This is a genomic window from Legionella lytica (assembly GCF_044626755.1).
GTDB lineage: Bacteria > Pseudomonadota > Gammaproteobacteria > Legionellales > Legionellaceae > Legionella > Legionella lytica_A.
Genome location: NZ_JBGORX010000001.1, coordinates 1,128,378 through 1,154,050 on the forward strand (window position 1 = coordinate 1,128,378; position 25,673 = coordinate 1,154,050).

Genomic DNA, 25,673 nt, shown 5'->3' on the forward strand with positions numbered 1-25,673 from the left:
GGACAGGAGGTAGAATGAATACTACAGAGCAACGAATGCCAAAAGGGATAATGTCTCTTTATTTAATACAAATGTTTTCCACATTTTCATTTGCAGTACTTTATTCCTCATTGTCTCTATACATCACTAACCAGCTAGGTTTATCAAACCACCTATCTAACAGCATTGTTGGTTTATTTCTAGCATTTAATTTTGTTTTGCATCTATTTGGCGGGCTAATAGGCGGTAATTGGTTAAGTAACCGGTCACTTTTTCTATTCACTACTATTTTGCAAACCTTCGGAATACTATGCTTAATATTTCCAGAGTCCACCTCACTTTACCTTGGCTTAAGTTTGTTTTTAATCGGCTGCGGATTAAATACAACTTGTTATAACAGCATTCTCACCCAACGTTTTTCATCTTGCGATCCAAGACGCGACAAAGCTTTTTTCATAAGCTATTCAACCATGAACATAGGCTTTTGGGCTGGTTTTATTTGCAGTGGCTTTTTTGACGCGTCAAATCACTATGAAGTTATTTTTTATGCATGTATAGCGACTAATATAATTACTTCATTACTAGTTATCTATTGCTGGAAAAACATCAATGATATAAATACCACCCTAACCTTAGCCCCTGCGCAGAAACAAAAAATAAAAGGTGTCGGAGGAGTTTTATTCGTAGTACTTCTTATACCTGTTTTGAATATTTGCTTTAAGTTACCTGACTTCAGTAATGGCTTAGTTATAGCGATTAGTATACTAATGTTCTTCGTTATTTTATTTGTCAGAAACACTCAAAAAATACTCGCAGACAAGCAAAAACTTACTGCCTATTTAATTTTAACAATTACATCCATTGTATTTTGGATGATTTATTATACGGGTCCCATGGGCGTCACTTTGTTTATTAAGAATAATGTTGATAAACAACTTTTAGGATTTGATATTCCTACGCAATGGATTCTAAATATCAACTCGGCCGTTATTATTATTGGCAGCCCACTGCTTGCTTTCTTAATTAGCAAACTACAGAACAAAGGTTACACGTTTCCTGTTTCTACCCAGTTTATTTGGGCATTTCTTCTCTTAACAGTGTCATTCATTTCTTTATCCTGTGGGATTGATTTTGCTAATGAAGCCGGTTATACCGCTTTTAACTGGATTATTTTGCATTTTGTAACGCAAGCAATAGCAGAATTATTTATAGGGCCAGTCGGCTATGCCATGATTGGGCGTATAGCTCCAAGCCATTTACAAGGGCTTCTAATGGGAAGTTGGATGCTTGTTTCTGGTGTCTCTGCATCCTTATCACATTATTTTTCGAACTCAATGATTCAATCTGAATCATCAGATCCTTTGTTAAGTAATTCAGATTATTATCACGTATTTAATGAGTTAGCAATGTGGGCATTAGCAGGCGCACTATTCTTGTATTTAATTGCAGGAAAATTACGTTTATTCATGAATGAAGAGTCAAATAAAAATGATCCCACATCTCCTGAGTTACTTCATCAACAGAAATAGCTTTTTTAAGATGATTGGAATTAAAACAAAATTACAATTTACCCCTATCATTTTCCAAGCAAAAAACATAATTTTATTCTCTGACTCACTATGCTTAACTAACACTTTATTTTTATGGATTGAATAAGCTTTGGAGTTTTGTGACATGGGATGTCTAGCAGAAGTTTGGGAGTCAAAGTTTGATATTCGTTTTAACTGCAAAAAATCTGCCCAAAAAATCATTTTGGAATTTTTATTAACCTATAGTAAATATGACCTAAAAGAACTCTCCGAGTTACTAGAGGTCACGCCCTTCTGTTTAAATCAAGTTCTCAATGGCAAAGAATATTTATCCGAAACCGTGTCTTCAAAAATGATGGATTGGCTTTATATTTTTATAGGCAATTAAGGTTGGTATAAGGAATATATCATGTAGCACATTTGTGAAGATGCGCTATAATTTGGATATAATGATATTGGAGATCATCAATGTTCTCAGAAAAAAAGAAAGATAAACAAATACTTGATGCCATAATTAAATCCGACAGTATGAATGTAGTTGGACGAGGAACTTTGACCTTAGACCCACAAGAAATTGTTAGCAGCCCTAAATTTCAAGAGCTTCTAAAAAGCACATCTAAAGAGATTAATAAAGCAAGTAAACAATAATGTTTGCGATTATTGCCCTCTCGATTATTTTAAGCGGGTATATCGTTATTGAATTTAGTACCTATCATTTCATCAGATTACATAGATTTGACGGTCAATTGTTGTATTTAAAAACCACTGCAATTGGTTTTTTTATTTTCTTACTCGCACTGATTATTTTTGGTTTAATTGATTTCAATCCTATATTGAAAAGAATAGATATTAATGACGCTTTATTACCTAACAAAGTTATTTTGGTAAAAGAATTAATCTTGCTCTCAATCTTGTCATTATTTTTAGCAATTATTTTTGCGATATTGACTGAATTATGGTTTATGAGAAAAGTCTACGTGCTATCTGGAAAAACAATCGATTTATGTAAGTTACGTAAGAAAACCAAAATTTTTCTAATGTATAAACTTCTAAGTGATAGTCCGCTAGATCAAATTCTTTTTGAGTCGTTTGTTCAAGAAAAATTTCTTCTAATTACAATGAGAGATAGGAAATGCTATGTAGGCAGGGTGGCAAGCTTAGGTGAACCAAACGAAAAAGATGGACCTGATCAAGAGATTTTATTGGTACCAATTTCTAGTGGATATAGAGATAAAGATACTTTAGAACTGACACTTACAACAAGTTACGATTTTCCTGAGAAGACCATAAACAAAACTCTGTTAATAGTTTTGAAACAACATGATATCATTTCTGCTTGCGAATTTCATGAAGAACTTTATCGTAGAGTATCAAAATAATAATACAACTTAACGTTGAACGTTCAACATTAAAAATTAAATTAAAGTAAGCCAAATCTAACTGTCAAAAATATATTTAAATTTAAATAGCTAATGTATCCTTCTCGGTTCCAGTACACGCTTAATAATTCCTCGTAAAATTTACAGAAACAACTCGGAACAAGCAGCTTTCTTATTTTTTCGCATCTTACTTACTCTACACTTAGAACCACATGAGCTTGAACACCATTTAGCATTTGAACGACCTATGAAAAACTTAAGACAACTTTTGTTATAACATCTTTTCAATCCTTCAAGACCACCCAGTGAGGTTACATTAGAGAACATGTAAGCTCCAAAAACAACAGGCGATGGGTTCTTGGGTATATAAGCAACGTGAATGGCAGAGAGCTTATTTTCCCTATTTTCTACAAGGCATTGAATTCTTACATTAATAAGAATTTCATTTAGATTATTTAATAAATTATCAGTAAGACCATTTTTAAAATACTCATCCATGCATTCATAAATAATAGCATCCAGTTCAGGCAGGGTATTGAGAGCATCTATCCCATTCCCCCTATCTATATGGAAATTTGCTGCCTCTACTAAAAAGGAGGATTCTTTAACGCTGTATAACTTGAGTTCTTCACCTGTATTAATACAAAAATACTCCTGTAACGTTTTTTCCACTTAAATACCCTCTTGAATTTGTAACACATTTTATGCTTATATCCCGTTACATTGTGATTTTCAACTCTTAAAAGAAGTAATTATGGCAAATACGAAATGGACACATGAAAAACTGATTGAGGAAGCTAGAAAATATCGGACAAAACAAGAGTTTCGTACCAAAAGCAGCTCAGCTTATGCGTCAGCCAAGTATCGAGGTATTTTAGAAAAAGTATGTTCTCATATGACCGCAGCCCATGTGTCTTGGTCTAATGAGATGTTAGCGACTGAGGCGAAAAAGTATCAATCTAAAATCGACTTTAAGAACGGTTCTACCGGAGCATATCAAGCAGCCCATAAACGAGGGTTTATAGAACAAATCTGTATTCATATGGATACCCTACATCCAAAATGGACAGATAAGAGAATAAGAGATGAAGCCTCTAAATTTAAAACGAAATCAGAGTTTCGTGCTAATAACCTTGGCGCTTACAAAACCGCATGGAAAAGAGGGATTTTAGATGATGTTTGCATGCACATGATCGAGATGAAGACTGATTGGACATATGAAATGCTCTTATCAGAAGCTAAGAAATACCGTTCAAGAGGCGAGTTTAGCGTTAATAGCAATGCTTATCAAATAGCTGCAAAACGCGGCCTTTTAGATGATATTTGTTCACACATGAAGGTACAACATGTTAATTGGACTGACGAAATGATTTTTGAAGAAGCAGCTAAGTTTAAATCACGAAGTGATTTTAAAGAATCGAATCTTTTAGCTTATACAGCAGCTCAAAGAAGGAATATTCTAGATACAGTATGCGAACATATGGAATATAAAATCAAATATTGGTCAAATGAAGAGATAGCTCAAGAGGCTAAAAAGTATAAAACCAGAAATGAATTCCAAATGAGTACTACAGCCTATGGAATAGCACACAAGCGGGGTATTTTAGATGAAGTATGTTCTCATATGAAATACACAGAAAGAGTAAATTGGACACCGAAATTATTGGCTAAGGAAGCATTAAAATATTCAACTAGAGCAGACTTTTATAGAAATAACAACAACGCGTATGTGGCAGCCAGAAGAATCGGAGTACTAGATGATATCACAGAGCATTTAGAATATTTAGATAGATATAATACTAGGGATGTGGTTTATCTGTGGCATGCGGAAGGTGACATCTATAAAGTAGGCATAACCAGTGAAAATCTGGGTAATAAGAGAATTTATGACGTTGCCAAAGAGGCTGGATTCATACCTAAGATAGTTATGCTGGAAAATGTAGGTACTATAATGGCTAAGAGAATTGAAAGCCGGATTCTTAAGCTTGGTAAGCCTTTATCATTTGGAGATAGCTTTCCTGGCTCTAGCGAATTTAGACACTTTTCTTCAGCTGACTTAAACAAAGCAATTGAACTTATCAAGACTTGCAATTAAACGTTTCGGGTATAAATGTGACTCATGTTGGTCAGCAATAGTGGCAAAGCTGTCAGATTAGATTGTAATCAATAATTCATTATTGTCAGAACATATCCAGCTTTTTACACATTAAGCTAAATTAGAATGGCAAGAGACCATTTCTAACAATTTAAAAAAATCCCTTTTCATGTCTGACTTATATGAATTTTGAGCTAAGAATTTAGCGTTTAATTGTTCTAAATAATGAAATAACTACACCAATAAAGATTTCATTAAATTCTTTTGAAATTTTAACATCAGGCCAATCACTATTGATTGCAATTAACTCAAACTCTGGTTTCTCTTTGGATGCGGATAGCTGTTTAAACTTACGAATAATGACCTCGGACTCATTTTCTAATCTGATAATGATAAAATCTCCGGGATTTGGCTGAGTATTGGGATCAACAATTAAAATATCATCAAATTTAAACTCAGGAATCATACTTTCATCTTTAACTACAAGCGCAAAAGCATTTTGTCCTATGCGATCTTGAACAGCAGAACTAATTGGAATTAACTCTATTTTTTCAGAATAAGACTCATCTTTTATTCTTTGGATTGCTAAAACAGGATCACAAGCACTTTTATGATCTAAGATAGGCAACAAACCACCAAAACCTGGAGTTTTAAAACTCCCTTGGCGGTCATCAGAGAGACACATTAAAAACGAAGGAGAAACCTCTAAAGCCTTTGCTAGCTGTTTAATTTCCTCTGGCCCAGGAGTTCGTTCTCCCCGCTCATAATTGTTTATACGAGAGATATTTAAGTTATCTGTTAGCTCAGCAAGCGCTTTCATGGTGAGCTTTTTGCTCGTGCGCTCTTGTTTAATCCTTAATCCAATTTTCTCTTTAATACTCATTCGGTTGGCATACAAAAATATTCTTAAAAAATATGATAACAGATATTGACTCATTCTCAATGTGTGTTAACTTTAAATTTAAGTTACTCGTTTCGAGTATTTTTACTCAAAAAGAGTTTATTGTGGTTTGGACTTTGCATATGGAGAAGTGCGGGCATGTTGGATTTCTTAATTAACCAAAATGAATTGGCCGCATTATGTGGGTTACCGCACATACAGCAGCTTACTTATTTTAGAGGGATACGACCATATATGGACGTTAAAACAGGGCTAGTAGGTGTTAAAAGACGTATTAGTCATCAATCAATTTCTGAGCATCTCTACATTGAGCCTCATCCCGGTATAAAAAGCCAAAGCTTTTCTCGCGATCAGGTTCGCCGTGCCATTGCGGGTTTGGTACGTGCAGGTGCGATTGTTGTCCGCTCAGAAGATATGCACTTAATTTTAAAGTGTGAATTAGCTACTTTAGGTTATTCTGGCCAAAATAAAGCCGCCATAAACCCGCCACAGAAAGCCACCACAAAGCCACCCGCTACAGACCAATTAGCCACGGGCTTTTCTGGGGTTGAGGCGGAAAAAGACGACATAGCAAAACCATCAAAAGCAGCCATACCTCTAAATAAAGATAATTATTATATTTATTTATTAGCGCAATTCGAACAATTTTGGTCTTTGTATCCCGAGAAAAAATCTAAGAGCCATGCTCAAGCGGCCTTTGAACAGCTAAATCCCTGCTCCGAACTATTTCAACAACTCATGAGGCACTACAGCAGCAGCTTCAACATAGAAACCAGCTTAAAGCACAGGGCACATGGGTGCCGCCTTGGAAGTATCCAGCCAATTGGTTAGCCAATCGTTGCTGGGAGGATGAATTATTTATGGACGCATTACAGGAGAGCACTCATGCACAGCATGAAAAAAGTATTAGGACAAATAACACCGGAGCAGACTTGTTCTGCCCTCCCTGTGATGAAGAAGAGCCAAGAGCAGATAATGTCATCTCATTCCAGCGATACCAGTAAGGAACAAAAGCGGATTGACTTATTGTTCTCAAAATTCGCGGCCTTCTACGGGCATATTTGGCGAAGCCAATTTAAGGATGAGCAGTTTTTGAAGTTTGCTAAAAAAGAATGGCTTGAGGGCCTAACCGGATTTACTGATGTGGTCGTACATGAAGCCATTATTGGTTGCAGGAATCACTATGAAATGCCTCCATCATTACCGCAAATGATTGGTTACTGCAAACAAATTAAAAAGCGGAGGGAGTTTATAGTGGTTCCAGTTTATACCCGAGCCCAAGAGGATGTAGTAAACACGAACGTCAAACGCTGTATGGAACTTTTAGCCTAAAAAGGAGAGCAACATGTTGGTATTAACCAGAAAGGCAGGACAGCAGATTTTTATGGATAAAGGCCGTATTCAGATGAAAGTAATCAAAGTGGAAGATGATGTCATTAGCATTGGCATCGAGGCCCCACTACACATTGATATCGCTCGAGAAGAAGTCTTTTCTCAAAATCTGGCACAAGAAAAATTAGCTTCTTTAACAAGGGGTACCCGATGAACACACTCCAAAAAGTGCAATACAAAGTATCACTAGCCTATTGGGGGATGATTTGCGGGCTTCTTCCCGCAACAAGCCATGCCAAGAGTATTGAAAGCATTATCGATAGAACTGTCCGTTATTTGCAAGGAGGGCTGGCTCGCTCTGTCGGAATACTGTGCATCATAGTCGCGGGGTACTTATGTTTGTATCGACAAAAATTTCCCAAGGAATACTTCTCCATGATTCTTGTAGGGTTAGGCATTATTTTTGGTGGCTCTACCTTGTACAACACTTTTATTGGTTAGGAGAGGCGCATGAATACTCTAAAAAGTAGCCCTCTTTTTAATGCTTTAACAAGACCCGCGATGACACTCGGAGTAACCTTTGAGTACCACATCATGAACCTGATGATTTCGATGTGCGCCTTTATAGGTCTATCTGCACTGTACGGTCTTATTTTTATACCGCTACACATTTTTGGATGGTTGGTTTGTCGTTTCGACATTCATTTTTTTACGATTTGTGCCAAATGCTATTTATTACCTCACGCTCCAAATAAAACTCTGTGGAAGGTGCGCGCTTATGAACCGTTTTAACATCGTAAAACCCGTAACCCGTGAAGCTAGGGTTTCAGATAATGTTCCCATAACCCATTTGAATTCACCCAGTATTTTTGAGTCGCAATCCGGTTTAGTTGGTTCGGTATTACGGGTAGAGGGTGTTTCTTTTGAAGTGGCAGAGCCAGAGCTATTAAACCACCAACTCTTTTTACTGCATCAAGCACTAATCGGTTTGGATTCACGGTTTATCATCTATGTAACCACCCATAGGCATAAAGCATCTCGTGTACTAACCGGTGATTTTAAATCCACGTTTGCCCAAGCACTCAATCAACGCTACCACCAACGCTTTGACCATAATAAAACTTATGAAAATACCTTGTACCTCACTGTAGTACTAAAAGGCGATGATTCAAGCAAAACAGGCTCTTGGATTGAATGGTTCAAAGGCATTGGTAATGCCAATGCCGAATTCAAACACATCCAGCGAGAAAAAAATTGTACCACGCTCAATAATGCAGTAAGCCAACTACAAGCCAACTTATCCTCATTCGGCACCTATCGTTTAGGTGATAAGGATAAAGAGAAAGGATGTAGTGAATTATTAGAGTTTTTAAGCTTGGTGGTGAATGCAGGTCAACCCCTGCCCTATCCACAACCACAGTGCAATCCTCCTATAACTAATACTATTCCCAGTGTTTTTAAGAAAGAAACCCTCTATCCAGAAGGCCATTTGGGACAGTATTTAAGCCGTTATCAATTATTATTTGGCGAGTACGTCCAATTCCAAGGAAACACCCTAAATGAATGCACCTTTGGTGCGCTCTTAGCTTTAAAAAAATACCCTACGGATACCGTAAGCATTTTATTGGATAACTTACTGTCGCTAGACTGTGAATTCATTTCCACCCATACCTTTGCGCCAATTGGGCGCGATAGTGCCTTAGATAAAATTACAAAAAAGCGTTCTAAGTTAATTAATGCAGAAGACAAAGCACTCAGTCAAATGAATGCATTAACTGAATTAGAAGATGGTATTGCCAGTGAAACTGTTTTATTAGGCGCTCATCACCATACCCTAATGCTTCTTGCACCCAATAAAGAACAGTTAGATGATCTGATCCTGGAAGCAACCAAGTGTTATGCCAGCAGTGGCATTGTAGTGGTGAAAGAAACCTTAGGCCAAGAGCCTGCCTTTTGGAGCCAAATACCTTGTAACCCACATTTTATTGCCCGAGCATCACTCATTACCTCGGAAAATTTTGCTGGGTTTTGCTCACTACATAACACTCAATCGGGCTATTCCCATGACAACTTTTTAGGTAGTGCCGTCACCTTGTTTGAGTCGCCATCGAAAACACCGGTGTATTTTAATTATCATGCACGTGGCTCGCGTACTAACCCATCTAAAGGCCATGCAGCAGTATTCGGAGGCAATAATGCCGGCAAAACAACATTAGTTAATTTTTTAGATGCACAAATGGGTCGTTTTGGTGGTCGTAGCTTTTTTCTGGATAGGGATGAATCCTCTAAAATTTACATCTTAGCCTCAGGGAATAGCAGCTACATTAAAATCGCACCATCCAATCCTGTCTCGATGAATCCATTACAACTACCCGATACACCGGAGAACCGCTCTTTTTTAAAATCATGGTTTGCCACCCTGCTTTTAGAAGAACATGAACAGATGATACCCAGTCACATTGGTGAAACGATTAATGAGTGCATTGACTATGCCTACGAACAGCTGGCTCCCGAATACAGAACCTTAAGCATTGTCAGCCAGTATTTACCTGTTGATTTCCCACGCTGGTCACACCTAAAGCGTTGGTTGAAACAAGATGCCACACGCATTGATGGGGAGTATCACTGGTTATTCGATAATGAGTCTGATGCATTAAACCTTGAGTTTGATAAAGTGGGCTTTGATGTCACCTTTCTCATGGACAGTACCCCGCAATTAATCGCAACACCAGTGTATCTGTATTTGTTACACCGAATGCGCCAATGTCTTGATGGTCGGCTCACCTCTTTTGTATTGGCTGAAGCATGGCAATTACTCGCCTCCCCTTTTTGGGAGAAAACACTGCGTGAGTGGCTGCCCACTATTCGCAAAAAGAACGGTCATTTTATTTTTGATACTCAATCACCACAAAGCATTATCAACTCACCTATTCGGCATATCGTACTCGATAATTTGGCAACATTGATTGTATTCCCTAACCCACGTGCCGAGAAAGAGACCTATATTGATGCCTTGAAACTGACTGAATCCGAATTTGAAGCAATTAAAGAAAGCACGCCTGAATCCCGACTGTTTCTTTACAAGCAAGAACATGAGTCTATGTTATGCCGTCTTGATTTAAGCGAGTTAAGCGACTTCATTCGCGTGCTTTCAGGAAACACCCGTTCAGTGACACTACTTGATGAGTTAATGAAGGAGTTAGGCACAGAACCCCAAGCATGGTTGCCCTCTTTTTTTGAACGGAGTGCCTTATGAATAAAAAAGCCCTCTTATTCTCCATGCTCTTAGTATTATCACCGATAAGTCATGCCGATTTATTAGGGGTGGAAGATGCACAAATGATTGCCCTGTCATTAAAACAACTCAATGAACTGCAAGAACAATACCGCATCTTGCGTGATACCTATGAAAGTGCTCAAGCCCAAGTGGAAAACTTAAATCAACTCAAGTCCATGAATTCAGGACATTATGGTTTTGGTGATCTGAATAATGGATTAGACAGCTTACAAAGTTGGCAATCGCCGGTTAGCACATGGCAGGATGCATTACAAAATCTCTCGGGTGGTAACTCTTCCCGTTATAAAGAATTAGTTGCCGCTTATGAAAAAAATCACCCCGCCCTAGATGAAGCGAGCTTTAAGGCGAATACCTCCCCTGCTCAAGCTGCACGTTTTAAGGAAGATAAAGCCGTCAATCGTGCGGTCTTGGTGCAAACCACAGAAAGCTACAACGAAATCAATAAACACATGGAAGCGCTTCATAAACTGTCCAAACAAATTGAGCACTCACCCAATACCAAAGGCGCTATTGATTTAAATTCGCGACTACTCACTGAAATTGGTTTTATTCAGCTCATGAGCTTGCGTCTTCAAGCATTGATGAGCCAACAAGCCGCTCAGGACAGCTTGGCTGATTTGCAAGATAGGGCCGAGATCGCACGCTTTAACAAATTACCGCAAAGATAAGGAGTGAACCATGACTATGAAATGGATGTTTAGTGCCTTGCTGTTAAGCCTGCTAACTGGCTGCTCATCAACACCACCAGATTTAGATGCTCCTTGCACTCAATTTGGGCGTTATTGTCCGCAATATCCGATTAATGAAGCTTCCCTACAGGAGAGTAAATAATGATGTATTTACTAAAAAGAGGCATATCGCTACTTGGGATTCTTGCTTTATGTGCTTGCCATCATCAAAACCCATTAACAATTCATTCCAAAGAAGTCTCGCTTAAGTTTCTACTTAATGCCTCAGCGAATGCCGAAAAAAGCCTTCATATTCCGACACAAAAAGACTCTTATGGCTATGCCTATTTGGAATGCATGGATGGTAAAACCAGCCTAGAGCTTCCGTGCATTGCCCTGTATCGAAGAATGATTTCCTTTGGTAAAGAGCAGCACTACGTAGGCTTTGAACACTTAAGTGTGAATGATTTAACCAACCATTCTGTGTTTGCCTCATTGGCAGAGGATTATGCCGAATACGCAGCAACTCATGAACCTCATTTACTAAGTGAGAGCCACTCATGAGTCCTATGACCTATAACAACTTCATCATTCAATTGGCTGGCGAGATTGATAAATTAACCCGTCACTTTGTTTTTGATGGGTATAAAGCGCTGTCCTCTATGCTGCAAGCCCCCCTGGCATCCATGATTGTGTTGTACATTGTGCTTAAAGGATACGCTGTAGCACGTGGAGTGGTTGAGCAACCACAGCAAGAATTATTTCGATTTAGTATTCGTGTTGGCTTAATTTATCTGCTCGCGATGAATTGGGAATTTTTTTCATCTCATGTCCGGGATTTATTTATTATTGGTAGTGAAACGATTGCAACCAAACTGATGCTTGCCTTACACAAGCAAGGCTTAGGTAACTCCATCAATCAAGGCCTACAAAATGTCTTAAATGAGATTTTAACTTTAGGCTGTGATTTGTTTGAAGCGGGCTCCTTAAGAAAACTAACCCCCTATTTTGCTGGGATGATGGTGTTTTTATCAGGAAGCATCACGCTTGGATTGGCTTTTATTGAAATTGTTATTGCAAAACTTATGTTGGCGGTGACCTTGTGTACAGCCCCTTTATTTATTCTATTCACTCTTTTTGAACAAACCAAAACCTTTTTTGAACGCTGGCTTGGTGTACTGGCTGGTTTTTCATTTGTGCTGATTTTTGTATCCAGTGTGGTCGGCCTCTGCATTCATTTACTTCATTGGGTTACGTCATCGTTCATCGGTCATGGCACCCCAGTTACAGCAGCTATATGGGTACCGATTTTCATTGTAGCTTGTCTGTGTGTGATGGCGATCACTCAAGCAGTCACTATCGGTAAAAGTATTGGTGGCTCCGTATGCACATCCAGCGGTGCTGCAATGGTGGGCGGTTTAATCGCCAGCGGCTTAGGTGCTGGGGGCCTTGCCAAAAAAGCCTTAAGCAAAGCCAGCAAAGGAGCCGGCTCAAGTACCTCATCGCTTTTAAAGGGAGGACAACAAACAACCCACGCAGCCACTCATTTATTCAAACAACTCCACAAAAACTTAAGAAGAGGTGCTTAATGAACCAACAACCCTCGTTAACACGTTATTTCAACCATGCAAGGACATGGGCCGATGATACGTTCGGACGAATGGAACAATCGCGCAAGCGTTATCAAATCGCTTTTTTAGTGTCAATGGCCTTGAATGTCATGGCATTAATCGCGGTTTCCGTATTGTCGCAGTACCAAACATTAATACCGCTGTTAGTGCACCATTATGATAATGGGGTACTCACAGTGGATGCGGTAGCCAACAAACACACGCCAATGAATCAAGACCAAGTCCGCAGCGACATTGCACGTTATATCCAAAACCGTGAGTCCTATGATGTTTCCAGTTATCGCACTCAATTTGAATTAATTCATTTACTGTCCAATAACTCGGTCACCAAGGAATACATCAATGAACACGAGGCAGCCAATAAATCCTCACCGATTCATTTATTGGGCAATCAAATGAAGCGTGAAGTGAAAATCTACAGTATTAACTTTCTTGATTCTCTTTTAGCGAATGAAGAAGACCTACACAAAGACCATCATGCCTTAGCGGAAGTCGTATTTAGTCTAGTAGACACCGACAAAATGAGTGGCAAATCCACCTCAACACATTACAACGCGATGATTTCATGGCACTACACCGCCCCACCCACATCGCCTGAAGCCCGTTGGCAAAATTGGGATGGCTTTGAAGTGACCCGTTACAGCAAACAACCTAGAGCAGTGGAGGCTCATGCATGAATAAATTATTAATTAGCCTCGCCTGCCTTCTTCCTTTGACAGGCCCTTATGCACAAAACAATCCCAAGGCCATGCCTCAGGATGTGCGCATCAAACAAGTGGTTTATCGTGATAATGATGTAGTGCCCGTTCATGGAGTCCCCTTCACAACCACTCAAATTCAATTTGCAGAAAAAGAAGAGGTATTGGACATTGAAGGAGGTGATACCACCGCATGGATGGTCACCCATCACCCCGAACTAGGTAACATTGTGTTTATAAAGCCTACCTCATTTGACTCGAATACCAATATGACGGTGATTACCAATAAACACGCCTATTACTTTCATTTAAAGAGCGGTAAACAGGTAGAGCCAACCGGTGAGCAACAAACTTATGCTTTAAAGTTCGTTTATCCCGAAGCGAAACCCCGCCCTACAATCAATACAAACAAAGCAGCCCCACCACCATCACAGCCCAAAGTAGTAAACGCAGCCTATCGCTTTAGTGGGAGTCCGCAGCTCCTACCCAAGCACGTGTTTGATGATGGCCAGTTTACTTATTTTGAACTCACAGCCAATGGTTCAGTTCCTGCAATTTTCGCGGTAGACAATGCTAATGGTAAAGAGTCCACGGTTAATACTCGCCGAGAAGGCAAGTACATTGTGGTTCATCGTTTAGCCCCACAATTTACCCTTCGTCAAGGACGGCTCACAACCTCCGTATTTAACACCCAAGAAATTAATCGAATTGCTGCAAACAGGAGACCTCAATGACACCAGATAACCAAACACCTGAAGGTGTAGGCAATAGAATTAAAGTGGCTAAAAAAGACCGCCATATGAAGTGGAAAGACCGTATTGTATGGATTGGTACAATTGCCCTGTGCACCGCTATTGCTTTAAGCGGTTTTTTGCCTAAGTCCCAAAGTTCACAGACTGTAGAGGAACGAGAAAAACAAAACCCAGCCTATGCCCTCAGCCAAAATCTTGAATTAATCGCTTCCTTAAAAGAACAACATAAATTGCAAAGTGGCTATCAAGGCGGTACTCCCAATTACCCACCGCCCTTACGTCATGCGAACCCAAATACGGTGTCCAAAGAAACCTTAGCACGAATGAATGCACCATCCACCTTTTTTAATACCCATGGCGCAGAATCCTCAACCAGTGTAGCAAAAAGCACTAAAGAACAAAGCAACACCTTAACAGGACATGATGCGAACTCGCAGTTTTTAAATCAGCAAAGTGACATCACTACCGTATTTGCCAAACGTTTACCGCATCCCAACTGGACAGTTCCGGCAGGAGAAATGATTCCTGCAAATTTAGAAACAGCCATCAACGCGGAGTTAGCGGGTATGGTTAAAGCCATCACGACCCAAAATATTTATTCCTTATCGGGACATCGTTTACTGCTTCCCAAAGGCTCGTCAGTCATTGGCCAATTCAATACCGCCATTACTCAAGGACAACGCCGTATCTTTATCGTATGGAATCAAATACAACTGACAGATGGGGTTAAGGTCACCTTAAACAGCCCGGGCAGTGATGCTATAGGCCGCTCAGGAGTTGCTGCGGATTATGTAGACCGCCATTTCTTTGAGCGTTTTGGTAGTGGTGCCTTACTTTCTGTCTTAGGTGCCTTATCCGCAACCGGAGGCGTTCACGGCCACGATGAATACAACTCCATGTCTCAATATCGCATGAATGTTGCAGGCTCTTTCCAACAGTCAGCGAATCAAACACTACAGCAAGACATGCAACAAAATACCACCCTACAAACGAATCAAGGAGCTGAGATTAAAATCTTTGTCGCCCATGATTTAGATTTTTACCGTGTTGCAGGAGTGCATTAAAATGAATGCACTTAAAGCACAGTGTTCGCCCGGCGCCACCGGGCTTTTAGCTCCTTTATGTGAATTTTTAGAAGATGCTCAAGTTTCTGAAGTATTAGTTAATAGACCCCAAGAAGTTTATGTAGAACGTGCCGGAATTTTAGAGCGGTTTGATATGCCTGTCCTTACCACATCCTACCTACGCCGTTTATTTGCGCTGATTGCCAATGAAAACAAACAAACGCTATCAGAAAATTCCCCTATTCTCTCAGGAAACTTACCAGACGGCTCGCGCGTCCAATTAGTGATTCCACCCGCCTCTCGTTATGAAACCCTCTCCATTCGAAAATTTACTTTAAAGCAGGTACTGTTTAGTGAATACCACGAGCAAGGCTTTTTCTCTCGTGCTCACGCTGTGGGCTTGGATGAGTCCACACAGACGAGTGAAGCGACTTACCTTCGTGAGTTGTATGATGCAAAAAATTGGCATGAGTTTATTCGTGAAGCCATCATTCATAAAAAGAACATCATTATTTCAGGCGGAACCTCATCAGGAAAAACAACCTTTCTAAACAGCTGCTTAAGCGAAATCCCTCTAGATGAGCGGCTTATTACCCTTGAAGATACCTACGAAATAGACAGCCCTCACCCAAATCTTGTACGACTCAAAGCATTAAAACAAATTGGAGACACAGTACTACGCCTGAGCATGCAGGATTTAGTGCAGGCCACTCTAAGGCTAAGGCCTGATCGCATTATTATGGGAGAAATCAGAGGCAAAGAGATTTTTGATTTTGTTTCCGCATGCTCCACAGGGCATAGCGGCTCAATAGCAACCATTCATGCCAATAATCCTAAAGTCGCCTTTATGCGCATGGCACAACTGTATAAGTTAAATCAAGTGGCAGGGATGACTGAGGCCGACATCTATGCAGTACTCCATGAAGCAATCGACATCGTAGTACAACTACAAAAAACAACCTCCGGTAGACGTTTAGTGGAGGTGTATTATAAACACGCATAATCAAAAAGTAGTATGCATTCTCAGCATAGTGATGATACTCCAGATGACCGCTCAAATCGCTTTATTGCTGACGGGAGTCTTGGACTTAACCACACCAGTGGTGATTCCTGACTTAATCCATCATGGGTTTTTAAGTGAACTAGGCATTGCCTTCGCGATGACCACTTTAGTAGTCCTATGCTGTATAGGGTATCTTAACAAAGGACTCTATCGCTATTTAGCATCCATAGGCACTATTGGCTTAGTACTTGGTTTCGGATTGTTTTTACTAGGATACGGTGTATTTGGCTGGCTTTATTTTAATGAGCTACAGCCCTTATCAGGACTGATGGATTTAGTATGGCAACGCCACCAAGAGAATAAACTCTGGTTGGATTTTTTAAAAACTGAGGGCGGTGTGTGTCTTGTTGGCCTCATCGCGTTAAACCTTTTTTTATTTAATCGGTTCAGGCCGGAAAAGAAAGTACTCGGCAATGCGCATTTTGCCAATGGTATTGAAGTCAATAAAGCCGCTTTTTTTAAGCACGAAGAGCAAAGCATCATTATTGGTAAAAAATACGGCGCACCGCTGTATTCCAATGGCTTTGAACATGTTTTGGTTTTTGCACCAACAGGTAGTGGTAAAACACGCAGCATCGGCATACCCAATCTCTTTAACTACCCCTATTCCGTGGTTTGTAATGATGTAAAACTCACTTTGTTTCAAGCAACATCAGGCTTCAGACAACAAATATTGGCCCAACAATGCTATTGTTGGGCGCCCGCTCATGAAACACGACTCACTCATGCTTATAATCCTCTGTCGTTAATCTCTAGTGATAAAGTCCAACGGCTTACTGATATTCAGCGTATCGCGCATATTTTAATTCCTGATAATAAGAAAGCCGACCCCATTTGGCAGCAAGCCTCACGAAAACTATTTAAAGTAGCCATTTTATACTTACTCGATACACCTGAGCGTCCTACCACCTTAGGTGAAATTAATCGTCTAATCAAACAAGCTGGATTTGATGACTGGCTCGCAGCACAACTCGAAGAAACAGAGCATCTTGACCCTGAGTTTTACCGCAATGGATATTCGTATCTTAATAATCATGAAAAAACCAGAAGCTCTATTTTGGAAACATTTTCAGGTTATTTTGAGTTATTTGACGACCCGATCATTGATGCGGCAACCCGACATTCTGACTTTGATTTGCGTACACTTCGCAGTACACCCATGACCATTTATGTGGGGTTCACTGATGATGATATGGAACGGCTCTCACCTTTACTCACCTTATTTTGGCAACAACTCATTTCGGTGATGATTAAAGAAATCCCCGACCCCATCAAAGAGCCTTACCCGTTATTGTGTCTCATTGATGAATTTTCCTCTTTGGGACGAATTGAACGACTAAGACGCTCACTTAAATTACTTCGTGAATACCGTGTGCGCTGTGTCTTGATGATGCAATACATCGCGCAAACTTATGAGCAATACTCTCAGGACGAGGCCAAGGCTTTTACCAACATCAAAACCAAAATCGCTTTTGCAACCGAAGACATTCAAGATGCGGAATACGTCAGTAAATTATTGGGTACGCGCACTGTTCGCGTTGCGGCAGGTTCATCGAGCACCCAACATCAAGGTTATTCTGAATCTAAAAGTTATAATTATCAGGCTATTCCCCTGTTGCGTCCTGATGAAGTGATGCGTTTACCCGAACACCAAATGCTGATTATGCGCACGGGACATCCCCCAGTCAAAGCAAGGCAGTTCATTTGGTACCAAGACCCTATCATGAAACAACATCGTTATGACCCGGTAACAGTGCCTAAGCAGGCGATTCAGCATTATCCCTTTATTCGACCAATAACCGTTAAACAATCCTTTCTGGAGGCATTAGAAACCTAAATGAAAAAAACACCCCGGCAACCTAATATGGATGAATGGTTGCTTGATTCGCTGCATGGAATGCACGATGGGGAGGAAGATGAGAGTGAAGCGCTTAGACCAGAGCATTTCATCAGTTCATTAACCTACGATTACGTAAAACACCTACAACCCAAACAGCGAGACTGGTGGATTAAGCACCACTTTCGCAAAGGCATGTCCCAATCGATTTGGCCTCGCATTTTAATCGCACGATGTCGGGTGCTCATCACCCATGCCCTACCCTTACTAGCAGAGGGGCATTGGGCGATTATGGAAGTGATACTTCATTCTTTACGCATAGTGATGCAGTACTTAGGAATCCTGCTCCATAGCATCAGATTATTGATGAATCTAGCCTCACTAGCCAAACCACTATGCAGCCAATCTTCACCCTGGGATGGAGTCAAGCATGCCCTATTCGATTCATGGTTCGAATTATTTATCGATACACACAGCCTCACGTCTGCCTTTCTACCTGCTAGTTATTTAAAAACTACCTGTGTCTTTTCACTGCTTGAATTAGGAATGTTTATTCTTAGAGGCTGGCTTGAGTTGTCAAAACTGGATGAGTTTAAGCACTCATTTAAAGAGCAATTAGCCAACCACACGTTATCTGAAGCCCATATACTTGAGCTAAACAAGGCAAAAGCTCATGCCACAGCCCTGTATAACCACCAATACAAAAAGCTAATACTTAATATCGCGGTGTTGTCTTTATCGACATCACTATTCATTCTTAAATCATTTGTCTTACCTTCACTCTCATTAGCTCTGGTAAGCAATCCAATAACACCCTTAATTTTTGCCATTGTGGCGTTGTCTCTTTCTCTAGCTAATCATTATTTAGGCCAATATATAGATAATGAAAAACCTAAAATTAAGATGAGCCAATTATCAGGTCGGCTGTTATTTTTTAAAGAGAATGCCCCTGCTCTTTCGAAAGATTCGCCCGTTCGTGAATCGCCTTCACAATCTATGGAAGATTCTTTTGTAAGGAGCCCACCAACTCTTTGTTAGTCATAATGGCTGCGGCAGTCTCACGTAGCTGTTTACGATGCTGCTCGCCTGCATAGCCCTGCATTTTAGCGCTTTGAGCATTTAACCGCTCATACTGCGCCAAAACAGGATGTTCCTTACAGAGCATGTGCCAAATTTTTTCTCGTTGGAGTTTTTGAACTTGCTTGATTCTAGTGATGAGTATTTCAGGAGACTTGTTATAGCCTAGTTAATATGATATGGGACTTTTGGAATATCAATCTGAGCCACTTGTTCAGCCAGTTTCTCTAGTAGGCAATCTCCCATAGGTATTTGAGCCAAAGTCGTTAGGGTTTGATAGCGCTCATAACGTTCCGCATAAGGTTTTATCACCGCTAATCCTTTTAGAGAAATACCTGTCATGGAGAAACAACTAGCGATGCTAAAGCGTTCAGAGAGGAGATTAGGTTGGCAATCAAACGTAGTAAGAAGTTCAGCAAAGAGCTATTGTAGCCAATAAAAATGGAATTCAATTTCGAAAACCATCTGATGGTGGGTGGTGGGTATCTGGGGTTTTCGTCGGTGATGTTCATCCGGTGGTACGCAATTCTCTGAGGTTCTCCGCCAGTCGTTCTTATTTTTAGATAGGTATTCAAGTAATCGCTTTGATATGCTCGCTATATTTAAAATGCGCCGAACTAAAAAAACCACCGCATTCCGATTTAATCGAGCAACCATTGCACTCAGGCATATACTCATTTTTCCAGTCTGAAATACTTTTTTTAGCAAAACTCCAAAGGCTTTTATCAAGCAAACATAATTGGTGGTTATAGATTGAAACATTCATTCTAAAGCGCTCTAAGATATTAACTGCCTCGACAAGTTCTGCTTGGTAGTCAGCTGGATCAATCCATAATGAATCAAGATTTGCTTTTGTGAACCCCATCATTTCTAAACCCATCAACGCTATATGATCCACAAATAGTAAGTTACGGGTAATAAATTCGGCAAGTTGAGGTAACCTTTGGTATGTTTGTTTATGAATTACTACCCGAATTTCAACTTTTTGATTGAGGGATTTTAGATTTATAATCCCTTTCAAAGTTTCATTGTAAGCGTTTTTTGCTTGAACCACATAATCGTGAATACTTGGCACATCTGAATATAAGGGGATGCCGAACATTAAATCAGGATGTTCAACAGATGCTATATTTTTAACCAGATTGGCATTGGTAAAATTTCGACCATTAGTTAAAACGTGAATGGCTGTATTTGGCAAACAAGTTTTAAATCGTTTAAACATCGTTACCAAATCATCACCTAATAAGGTTGGCTCTCCTCCCGTAATACCTATTTCAGCCGCAGTTGGGCTTATTAATGGGATCATAGAAAGAATTTCATTAACCAAATATCTATCATTAATGTTCCTTGGAGGCTGCGAACACATTAAGCAAAAATTATTACAATTTTCAGTTACCAAAATTGAGTTAAATGGTGAGTTTTTTCTGTAGAGGATTTTAACGGAGTTTTTTTCTGGATTAATCACCGCTATGTCATCATTGGCCAGGTAATTAAATTCTGGCGATAGAAGAAAAACATTACAAAAATTTTCCTCACTCAAATGATTTTCGTCAAAAACAAAATATGAATGGAATCCAGATGGTAACGGCATTACCTCGTTATTCTTTTTCAAGAAAATTAAACTAGACCTAAGGGCAGTAGGTATATTGGGATTATCTGATATCTTAGCCACAAAGCGTTCTGTTAAGTTGGTATTGGTTAATGGTTTTATTCGAGAGTAAAGTTTCATCATAGTTAACACCTCACCCAACTTAATAAAATCTTGCGCGTTTCCTGATCTTCCATCAGTCGAATCAAATGTTTGAAAATCTCCATATTCTTATAACAAAATACACTATTCGGTTTGTTACCGACCGCATCATTCTGAGTCGCATGATGGAATACAGGATCACTCCCGCAATAAGGCTGAAAGGCACACTCAGAACAGCCAGGGACACTTTCTGCCATGGTTTGCTCAAGTACGTCAAGAAGCTTGTCCGAACCAATAATTTCTTCATATGGATCATTGTCCAGATTACCGAGCTTAAATGTCTCATCTCTCATTTCAGCTAGCATTCGAGCCTCATCAGAGGCATAAACATCACCATTGTAGTTGAACACAATAGCACTAATGCCGATACCCGAAGGCGATTGTAAATCAACATACCCAGGCTCGGTCGGGGTAAACATTTTACTTAAAATAATTGACGCATATTGTTCAGCAAAATAATGGCCACTTTTGTTAATTTCAAGAATGTAGTCAAGACCTTCAAAATAGAATTTCAGCCATTCTTGAGTATCGTATTTTTTATAACTCTTGGTTTTAATTGCAAAACCATATGGACTTAATGGTCGTAAAAAAATTGAATTAAATCCATGTGTAATATATTCATCAATAACATCCTTAACTCTAGGTAAGCTCGCCTTGGTCGTGGTCATTAGAGCAGAAACACTATGAGGCCCTAATGCCTCGCGGACTTTATTAATCCCTTGTATAGTTAGCTGGTGACTATTTTTACCCGGTCTTGGACGATTTTTATTATGTAGCTCTTCTGGGCCATCTAATGATGTGGAAATTAAAACTCTATGTTCGTTGCAGAAGCTTAATATTTCAGCGTTAATAAAAACAAGATTGGTCGCAATCACAAATTGAATGTCTCTGTTTTCAATTTTGTTGCGCTCTTCCACTGTTAAAACTATGTATTTAATCAGGTCGAAATTAAGCAATGACTCCCCGCCCTGAAACTCAAATTTCAAACTGCGCGATGGGCTTTTAAAGGCAAACTCTATCCCTTTATTAGCTGTCTCTTTGGTCATGTCAAATCGAGAAGTATCAAGATTCTGGCGTGAGACTTGGCAATATGGACAGGAATGATCGCAACGTAGACTAACAACAAATAAGTGTAGGCTAGTGAATTCTGCGAGATGGCTTTTTTTAGTTCGGAATTTTAAAGCTGTTAGATTTATTGCAACATCTGAACTTTGATCGTATATAAAATTCTTTGCTATAAGATTATTGTAGTTAATAGTCCCAATAGGTAACTTTCTGTTAATTAAAAGATTTAGTTCAAGCTTAGTTAAAACTAAATATTCGCCAGCCAAATTTGTTAGAACATATCTATCGGAGTCCAGATGTGTAAAATTAAAAGGTAATAGCTTATAGGGGATGTTCACCTTAGACTCATAGGAGGACAACGGTTGGAATTTAAGTCGTGCTTCTGACATGGTTATTCAGACTCAATAAGTGTTGTTTTTGAGAAAGCATGAGCAAGTATTAAATTCCTTACGCTCTCAGTTTCCATGAAAACAATTTCTCTCAAATCTTGATCTAGCAATTCATTATGAAATTGGCGAATTAAATCTGCGCGCACCTCATTATCAACTTTGGGATTAAACTCAAAGCCCACTTTAATTTTTTCGTCATCAACTTTTTCCAATTTGACAGAAAATTCCGGCGAAAATTTATAACAAGTTTTTTTAATTGCGTTAAGGCTATATGTAGATAAGCTGAGAATCTCAACATGCTCAATCAGCTGGGCGCTTTGGTCTTTATCCATGATTATTCACTCTAATAGCTACTTGAGTAGTGCGATGAATGAGATGAGTGTGATGAATGAGAGCTATGAGAATAGTGACCTACTTTTGAAAAAGTAGCATCTGCTCGTTTTATTAAAAGAGGTTCATCAACAACAGATGAAGCAGATGATTGTGTCATTACAGCTTGAATAACGGGTGGATTTACTTGAGTATTAGGTGTTGCGGATACAGTCACAGGCACAGTGGTAGCAAGCAAAGCCAATACGGCTGTTTCAATTGGTTGGAGAAATTTTCTCTTTTTTTGTTTAATCTCAGACATAATCCTAACTCCGGTCTTTCCAATAAATAAAGTATAGGCTATTTTTTTAAAACCATTAGTGATCTTTTTTTTGATTTTTATGGATAAAAATACGTCATACATTAAATTAATGCCACTTATTGGGCGTGGAACCTATAGGGTGTGATCGTTTTAACTTTCATGATGAAAGAAAAACATCATAACCTTATAAAAATAGGTTCTAAAATCAGAGAGCTACGCCTAGCCAAAGGTTATTCACAAGAAGGAATTGCCGATGCTTCTGGTATGGGTCGAACTTATATGGGGAGTGTCGAGCGGGGTGAGCAAAATATTTCCATTCAAAATTTGATACAAATCGCATTTGCTTTAAGAGTAGAAGTAGGCATGTTAATTCCACAATTAACGGAACTAACCAATCCTGATAATGATTACTTGCAACTTATTGCCAAAAATACCAATAATGATGTTATACTATGAGTAACACGGCCTGCTCCTCTACATTGAAAAATGCACGAGTGGGTTTTCTTTTTTTATGAAGTCCCCAATAAATGTCGAGTTATAATAAACCTCATCTTACTTTTGAACAGCAACTTGAACTATTAAAATCGCGCGGTTTGGAAGTAACCAATGACAACTCCGCATTAGGATACCTGCGTCGATTGGGTTACTACCGTTTAAGTGGCTATTGGTATCCTTGCCGTAAGTTACTCCCTATAGCGGAGCAACAAATAAAATCTATAAGACCACGGAGATCAGATGAGTTCCTGTCCAAATCTCGATTTCAGGATGTTGTGGCACTGTATGTCTTCGATAAAAAATTACGTTTATTGATACTAGACGCCATTGAACGCATAGAAGTCGCTTTTAGGGTAGACATTGCGTACCTTCTTGGTGAAAAAGATCCATTTGCTTATGCCAACCCAGATCTGTTACATGGTCATTTCACAAAAAAACTTGATCCCAAAACAGGTAAAACCAAATACCAAGAATGGATTTCCAAACACGATCAATTGATTAAACGCTCAAAAGAAGATTTTGTAGAACACTACAAAGCCAAATATGGCTTGCCCTTACCTATATGGGTTGCTATTGAATTATGGGATTTTGGGCTTCTGTCAGTATTTTATAAAGGGATGGCTGTAAAAGATAAAACAACCATTGCAAGCAAATATAATATCCCTGACTGGCAAATCATGGAGAGTTGGCTACGCTCCTTAAACTACGTTCGTAATGTGGTAGCGCATCATAGTCGCTTATGGAATAGAAATTTAATTGATCAACCCAAGCTTGCAAAGTTAGGCGCAATGCCTTCTTTTGATTCATTCATTGGCAATACTCAAATAACATCAAGAGTGTATGTTGTTTTATGTATCTTGGCACATTACATGAAGATCATTTGCCCACGCTCAACATGGTCAATGCGTGTAGTGGATTTGATGCGCTCTTTTCCGGCCTCTGACCATGTAAGCATTGGCGATATGGGTTTCCCTTCTGACTGGGAGCAGCAAGTATTCTGGCAAATTTGAGCTAAATAAGTGGCCAGGGGAATTATTAGGAATAAGTTGAAAATATTAAGTTTTATTAAACAAAATGAACGAGAAATTGCTAGGTATGTTTTTTGGGGCTTACTCCTAACTTGCATTTTACCAATGTGGACAAACTACATTTTAAAAAAATACGAAAATCGAGCCACATTTAATCGCTTCTTATTCGAACAAGAACTAAAACCATATAGAAATAAACAAGTAGAATGCAATCATAAAAATTTAGAACTTTTCAAAAAACAAGCAGAAGAAATAGAGTACTGGCTTTTAGTAAAAAAAATAGCCGATGACCATATTAAAATCAGCAAAGAATATCTTCTTGCCAAAGATGAGCATAAGCTAATGTTTTCTTTTATTAAAGAAGCCGATAGAGTTAATAGACAAATCGCTACTCTTGGCAAACAAATTGATTATTGTCACGATGAGGCATTTAACTACTCTGACGAACTGGCTATGATGCTCAATGTTATGCCCGAGTACAAAAAAATCTCTCAAAATTATACGAAGAACATACAAAAAATATCTCGAAGACAAGAAATAAGGCTTAAAACTTATTTATCCAAGCTTAATATACCCTTTTTAAATAGTGTTCAAGATTTAGATTTATGGAATAACCTCTTAATTCATCCTGCAGAGTCATCTATCAGCACTAACAAAATGCTAATTTTTAACGTAGAGATACGTCAAATTACATTTGATTTTGCTAGACAAGCTTATAGCGAACGCTCCCTATTTCATGCAAAAACCAATAAATTATTTCTAAAGGCCTATCAATATCAGTTGAGTTAATTGTTTTTAACAAAAAATTCTTCATGCGGAAAAAGCCATTGATTTTGAGGGACACTCATGACACTAGCCGGCAAGTAATAGCAATAAATGCCAGGGATTAGCAAGAATACATTTTTGATAAACAAAATATACAGACAAAAGGGACAAGTGGGACCTTACGCTATAGCTAAGCTTTTGCCGTCCCAACTTCAAATTATCTATATGGGGCATAGGGGACATTTTT

30 protein-coding genes and 1 pseudogene are annotated in these 25,673 nt (G+C 39.1%); 24 read left to right on the top strand and 7 right to left on the bottom strand.

Features of this window, described 5'->3' with window-relative positions:
* Positions 1–14: 14 nt before the first annotated feature.
* The 4 genes from ACD661_RS04655 (at position 15) to ACD661_RS04670 (ending at position 2,887) form a co-directional block, all read left to right on the top strand.
* Positions 15–1,508 carry a peptide MFS transporter gene (locus ACD661_RS04655; RefSeq protein WP_400186685.1) on the top strand — a complete coding sequence of 498 codons (1,494 nt, stop codon included), beginning with the start codon at positions 15–17 and terminating at the stop codon, positions 1,506–1,508.
* A gap of 145 nt (positions 1,509–1,653) precedes the next feature.
* Entirely contained in the window at positions 1,654–1,896 is a 243-nt protein-coding gene (locus ACD661_RS04660; RefSeq protein WP_400186686.1) for a hypothetical protein, read from the top strand.
* Positions 1,897–1,976: 80 nt separating this feature from the next.
* Positions 1,977–2,156: a hypothetical protein gene (locus ACD661_RS04665; RefSeq protein ID WP_400186687.1), complete on the top strand. Its 180-nt coding sequence runs from the start codon at positions 1,977–1,979 to the stop codon at positions 2,154–2,156.
* Positions 2,156–2,887: a hypothetical protein gene (locus ACD661_RS04670; RefSeq protein WP_400186688.1), complete on the top strand. Its 732-nt coding sequence runs from the start codon at positions 2,156–2,158 to the stop codon at positions 2,885–2,887. The genes ACD661_RS04665 and ACD661_RS04670 overlap by 1 nt, the downstream gene beginning before the upstream one ends.
* A gap of 141 nt (positions 2,888–3,028) precedes the next feature.
* Here the strand turns inward: ACD661_RS04670 and ACD661_RS04675 are convergent, their stop codons facing one another.
* Positions 3,029–3,559 (bottom strand): CGNR zinc finger domain-containing protein, encoded by a 531-nt coding sequence (locus ACD661_RS04675; RefSeq protein ID WP_400186689.1) that lies wholly within the window; start codon positions 3,557–3,559, stop codon positions 3,029–3,031.
* Positions 3,560–3,641: 82 nt separating this feature from the next.
* Between ACD661_RS04675 and ACD661_RS04680 the strand changes: the two genes are divergently transcribed.
* Positions 3,642–4,982 carry a hypothetical protein gene (locus tag ACD661_RS04680; protein ID WP_400186690.1) on the top strand — a complete coding sequence of 447 codons (1,341 nt, stop codon included), beginning with the start codon at positions 3,642–3,644 and terminating at the stop codon, positions 4,980–4,982.
* 202 nt (positions 4,983–5,184) lie between these two features.
* On the opposite strand, the gene ACD661_RS04685 is transcribed toward ACD661_RS04680, so the two are convergent.
* Entirely contained in the window at positions 5,185–5,865 is a 681-nt protein-coding gene (locus ACD661_RS04685) for a helix-turn-helix domain-containing protein (RefSeq protein WP_400186691.1), read from the bottom strand.
* 156 nt (positions 5,866–6,021) lie between these two features.
* On the opposite strand from ACD661_RS04685, the pseudogene ACD661_RS04690 reads away from it, so the two are divergent.
* The 16 genes and pseudogenes from ACD661_RS04690 to ACD661_RS04765 all read left to right on the top strand — a co-directional run bounded on the left by ACD661_RS04690 (position 6,022) and on the right by ACD661_RS04765 (position 19,264).
* Positions 6,022–6,887, top strand: a pseudogene (locus ACD661_RS04690) (hypothetical protein).
* Positions 6,769–7,215 carry a Vir protein gene (locus tag ACD661_RS04695; RefSeq protein WP_400186692.1) on the top strand — a complete coding sequence of 149 codons (447 nt, stop codon included), beginning with the start codon at positions 6,769–6,771 and terminating at the stop codon, positions 7,213–7,215. The pseudogene ACD661_RS04690 and the gene ACD661_RS04695 overlap by 119 nt, the downstream one beginning before the upstream one ends.
* A gap of 13 nt (positions 7,216–7,228) precedes the next feature.
* Positions 7,229–7,429: a carbon storage regulator gene (locus ACD661_RS04700; protein ID WP_400186693.1), complete on the top strand. Its 201-nt coding sequence runs from the start codon at positions 7,229–7,231 to the stop codon at positions 7,427–7,429.
* Positions 7,426–7,716, top strand: a complete 291-nt coding sequence (locus tag ACD661_RS04705; protein ID WP_400186694.1) for a TrbC/VirB2 family protein — start codon at positions 7,426–7,428, stop codon at positions 7,714–7,716. The genes ACD661_RS04700 and ACD661_RS04705 overlap by 4 nt, the downstream gene beginning before the upstream one ends.
* Positions 7,717–7,725: 9 nt before the next feature.
* Positions 7,726–8,007, top strand: a complete 282-nt coding sequence (locus ACD661_RS04710) for a VirB3 family type IV secretion system protein (RefSeq protein WP_400186695.1) — start codon at positions 7,726–7,728, stop codon at positions 8,005–8,007.
* Positions 7,994–10,471 (top strand): VirB4 family type IV secretion/conjugal transfer ATPase, encoded by a 2,478-nt coding sequence (locus tag ACD661_RS04715; RefSeq protein ID WP_400186696.1) that lies wholly within the window; start codon positions 7,994–7,996, stop codon positions 10,469–10,471. The genes ACD661_RS04710 and ACD661_RS04715 overlap by 14 nt, the downstream gene beginning before the upstream one ends.
* Positions 10,468–11,181 carry a type IV secretion system protein gene (locus ACD661_RS04720; RefSeq protein ID WP_400186697.1) on the top strand — a complete coding sequence of 238 codons (714 nt, stop codon included), beginning with the start codon at positions 10,468–10,470 and terminating at the stop codon, positions 11,179–11,181. Before ACD661_RS04715 ends, ACD661_RS04720 begins: the two co-directional genes overlap by 4 nt.
* Before the next feature lie 10 nt (positions 11,182–11,191).
* The gene (gene lvhB7, locus ACD661_RS04725; RefSeq protein WP_400186698.1) at positions 11,192–11,344 is read left to right on the top strand and encodes a T4SS-associated protein LvhB7; all 153 of its coding nucleotides are present in this window, start codon (positions 11,192–11,194) and stop codon (positions 11,342–11,344) included.
* Positions 11,344–11,745, top strand: coding sequence for a T4SS-associated protein LvrD (gene lvrD / locus ACD661_RS04730; protein WP_400186699.1), 402 nt, complete (start codon positions 11,344–11,346; stop codon positions 11,743–11,745). The genes lvhB7 and lvrD overlap by 1 nt, the downstream gene beginning before the upstream one ends.
* On the top strand, positions 11,742–12,770 hold the full coding sequence (locus ACD661_RS04735) for a TrbL/VirB6 family protein (protein ID WP_400186700.1): 1,029 nt from the start codon (positions 11,742–11,744) through the stop codon (positions 12,768–12,770). Before lvrD ends, ACD661_RS04735 begins: the two co-directional genes overlap by 4 nt.
* Positions 12,770–13,489: a VirB8 family type IV secretion system protein gene (locus ACD661_RS04740; RefSeq protein ID WP_400186701.1), complete on the top strand. Its 720-nt coding sequence runs from the start codon at positions 12,770–12,772 to the stop codon at positions 13,487–13,489. Before ACD661_RS04735 ends, ACD661_RS04740 begins: the two co-directional genes overlap by 1 nt.
* Complete coding sequence (gene virB9 / locus ACD661_RS04745) at positions 13,486–14,244, top strand: P-type conjugative transfer protein VirB9 (protein WP_400186702.1); 759 nt, start codon at positions 13,486–13,488, stop codon at positions 14,242–14,244. The genes ACD661_RS04740 and virB9 overlap by 4 nt, the downstream gene beginning before the upstream one ends.
* On the top strand, positions 14,241–15,326 hold the full coding sequence (locus tag ACD661_RS04750; protein WP_400186703.1) for a TraB/TrbI/VirB10 family type IV secretion system protein: 1,086 nt from the start codon (positions 14,241–14,243) through the stop codon (positions 15,324–15,326). Before virB9 ends, ACD661_RS04750 begins: the two co-directional genes overlap by 4 nt.
* A gap of 1 nt (position 15,327) precedes the next feature.
* Positions 15,328–16,329, top strand: a complete 1,002-nt coding sequence (gene virB11 / locus ACD661_RS04755) for a P-type DNA transfer ATPase VirB11 (RefSeq protein WP_400186704.1) — start codon at positions 15,328–15,330, stop codon at positions 16,327–16,329.
* Positions 16,330–16,372: 43 nt separating this feature from the next.
* Positions 16,373–18,226 (top strand): type IV secretory system conjugative DNA transfer family protein, encoded by a 1,854-nt coding sequence (locus tag ACD661_RS04760; RefSeq protein WP_400186705.1) that lies wholly within the window; start codon positions 16,373–16,375, stop codon positions 18,224–18,226.
* Complete coding sequence (locus tag ACD661_RS04765; RefSeq protein ID WP_400186706.1) at positions 18,227–19,264, top strand: hypothetical protein; 1,038 nt, start codon at positions 18,227–18,229, stop codon at positions 19,262–19,264.
* A 204-nt stretch (positions 19,265–19,468) separates the two neighbouring features.
* Here the strand turns inward: ACD661_RS04765 and ACD661_RS04770 are convergent, their stop codons facing one another.
* The 5 genes from ACD661_RS04770 to ACD661_RS04790 all read right to left on the bottom strand — a co-directional run bounded on the left by ACD661_RS04770 (position 19,469) and on the right by ACD661_RS04790 (position 23,138).
* Complete coding sequence (locus ACD661_RS04770) at positions 19,469–19,615, bottom strand: hypothetical protein (RefSeq protein WP_400186707.1); 147 nt, start codon at positions 19,613–19,615, stop codon at positions 19,469–19,471.
* Positions 19,616–19,874: 259 nt separating this feature from the next.
* Positions 19,875–21,035: a His-Xaa-Ser system radical SAM maturase HxsC gene (gene hxsC / locus ACD661_RS04775; protein WP_400186708.1), complete on the bottom strand. Its 1,161-nt coding sequence runs from the start codon at positions 21,033–21,035 to the stop codon at positions 19,875–19,877.
* Between the two features lie 2 nt (positions 21,036–21,037).
* Entirely contained in the window at positions 21,038–22,507 is a 1,470-nt protein-coding gene (hxsB, locus tag ACD661_RS04780; RefSeq protein WP_400186709.1) for a His-Xaa-Ser system radical SAM maturase HxsB, read from the bottom strand.
* Positions 22,508–22,509: 2 nt separating this feature from the next.
* Positions 22,510–22,839 (bottom strand): His-Xaa-Ser system protein HxsD, encoded by a 330-nt coding sequence (gene hxsD / locus ACD661_RS04785; RefSeq protein ID WP_400186710.1) that lies wholly within the window; start codon positions 22,837–22,839, stop codon positions 22,510–22,512.
* An 11-nt stretch (positions 22,840–22,850) separates the two neighbouring features.
* Entirely contained in the window at positions 22,851–23,138 is a 288-nt protein-coding gene (locus ACD661_RS04790) for a hypothetical protein (RefSeq protein ID WP_400186711.1), read from the bottom strand.
* A 141-nt stretch (positions 23,139–23,279) separates the two neighbouring features.
* Between ACD661_RS04790 and ACD661_RS04795 the strand changes: the two genes are divergently transcribed.
* From ACD661_RS04795 to ACD661_RS04805, 3 genes are all read left to right on the top strand, one after another.
* On the top strand, positions 23,280–23,594 hold the full coding sequence (locus ACD661_RS04795; RefSeq protein ID WP_400186712.1) for a helix-turn-helix domain-containing protein: 315 nt from the start codon (positions 23,280–23,282) through the stop codon (positions 23,592–23,594).
* A gap of 71 nt (positions 23,595–23,665) precedes the next feature.
* On the top strand, positions 23,666–24,643 hold the full coding sequence (locus tag ACD661_RS04800) for an Abi family protein (protein WP_400186713.1): 978 nt from the start codon (positions 23,666–23,668) through the stop codon (positions 24,641–24,643).
* Positions 24,644–24,679: 36 nt separating this feature from the next.
* Complete coding sequence (locus ACD661_RS04805; RefSeq protein ID WP_400186714.1) at positions 24,680–25,450, top strand: hypothetical protein; 771 nt, start codon at positions 24,680–24,682, stop codon at positions 25,448–25,450.
* The last annotated feature ends 223 nt before the right edge of the window (positions 25,451–25,673 follow it).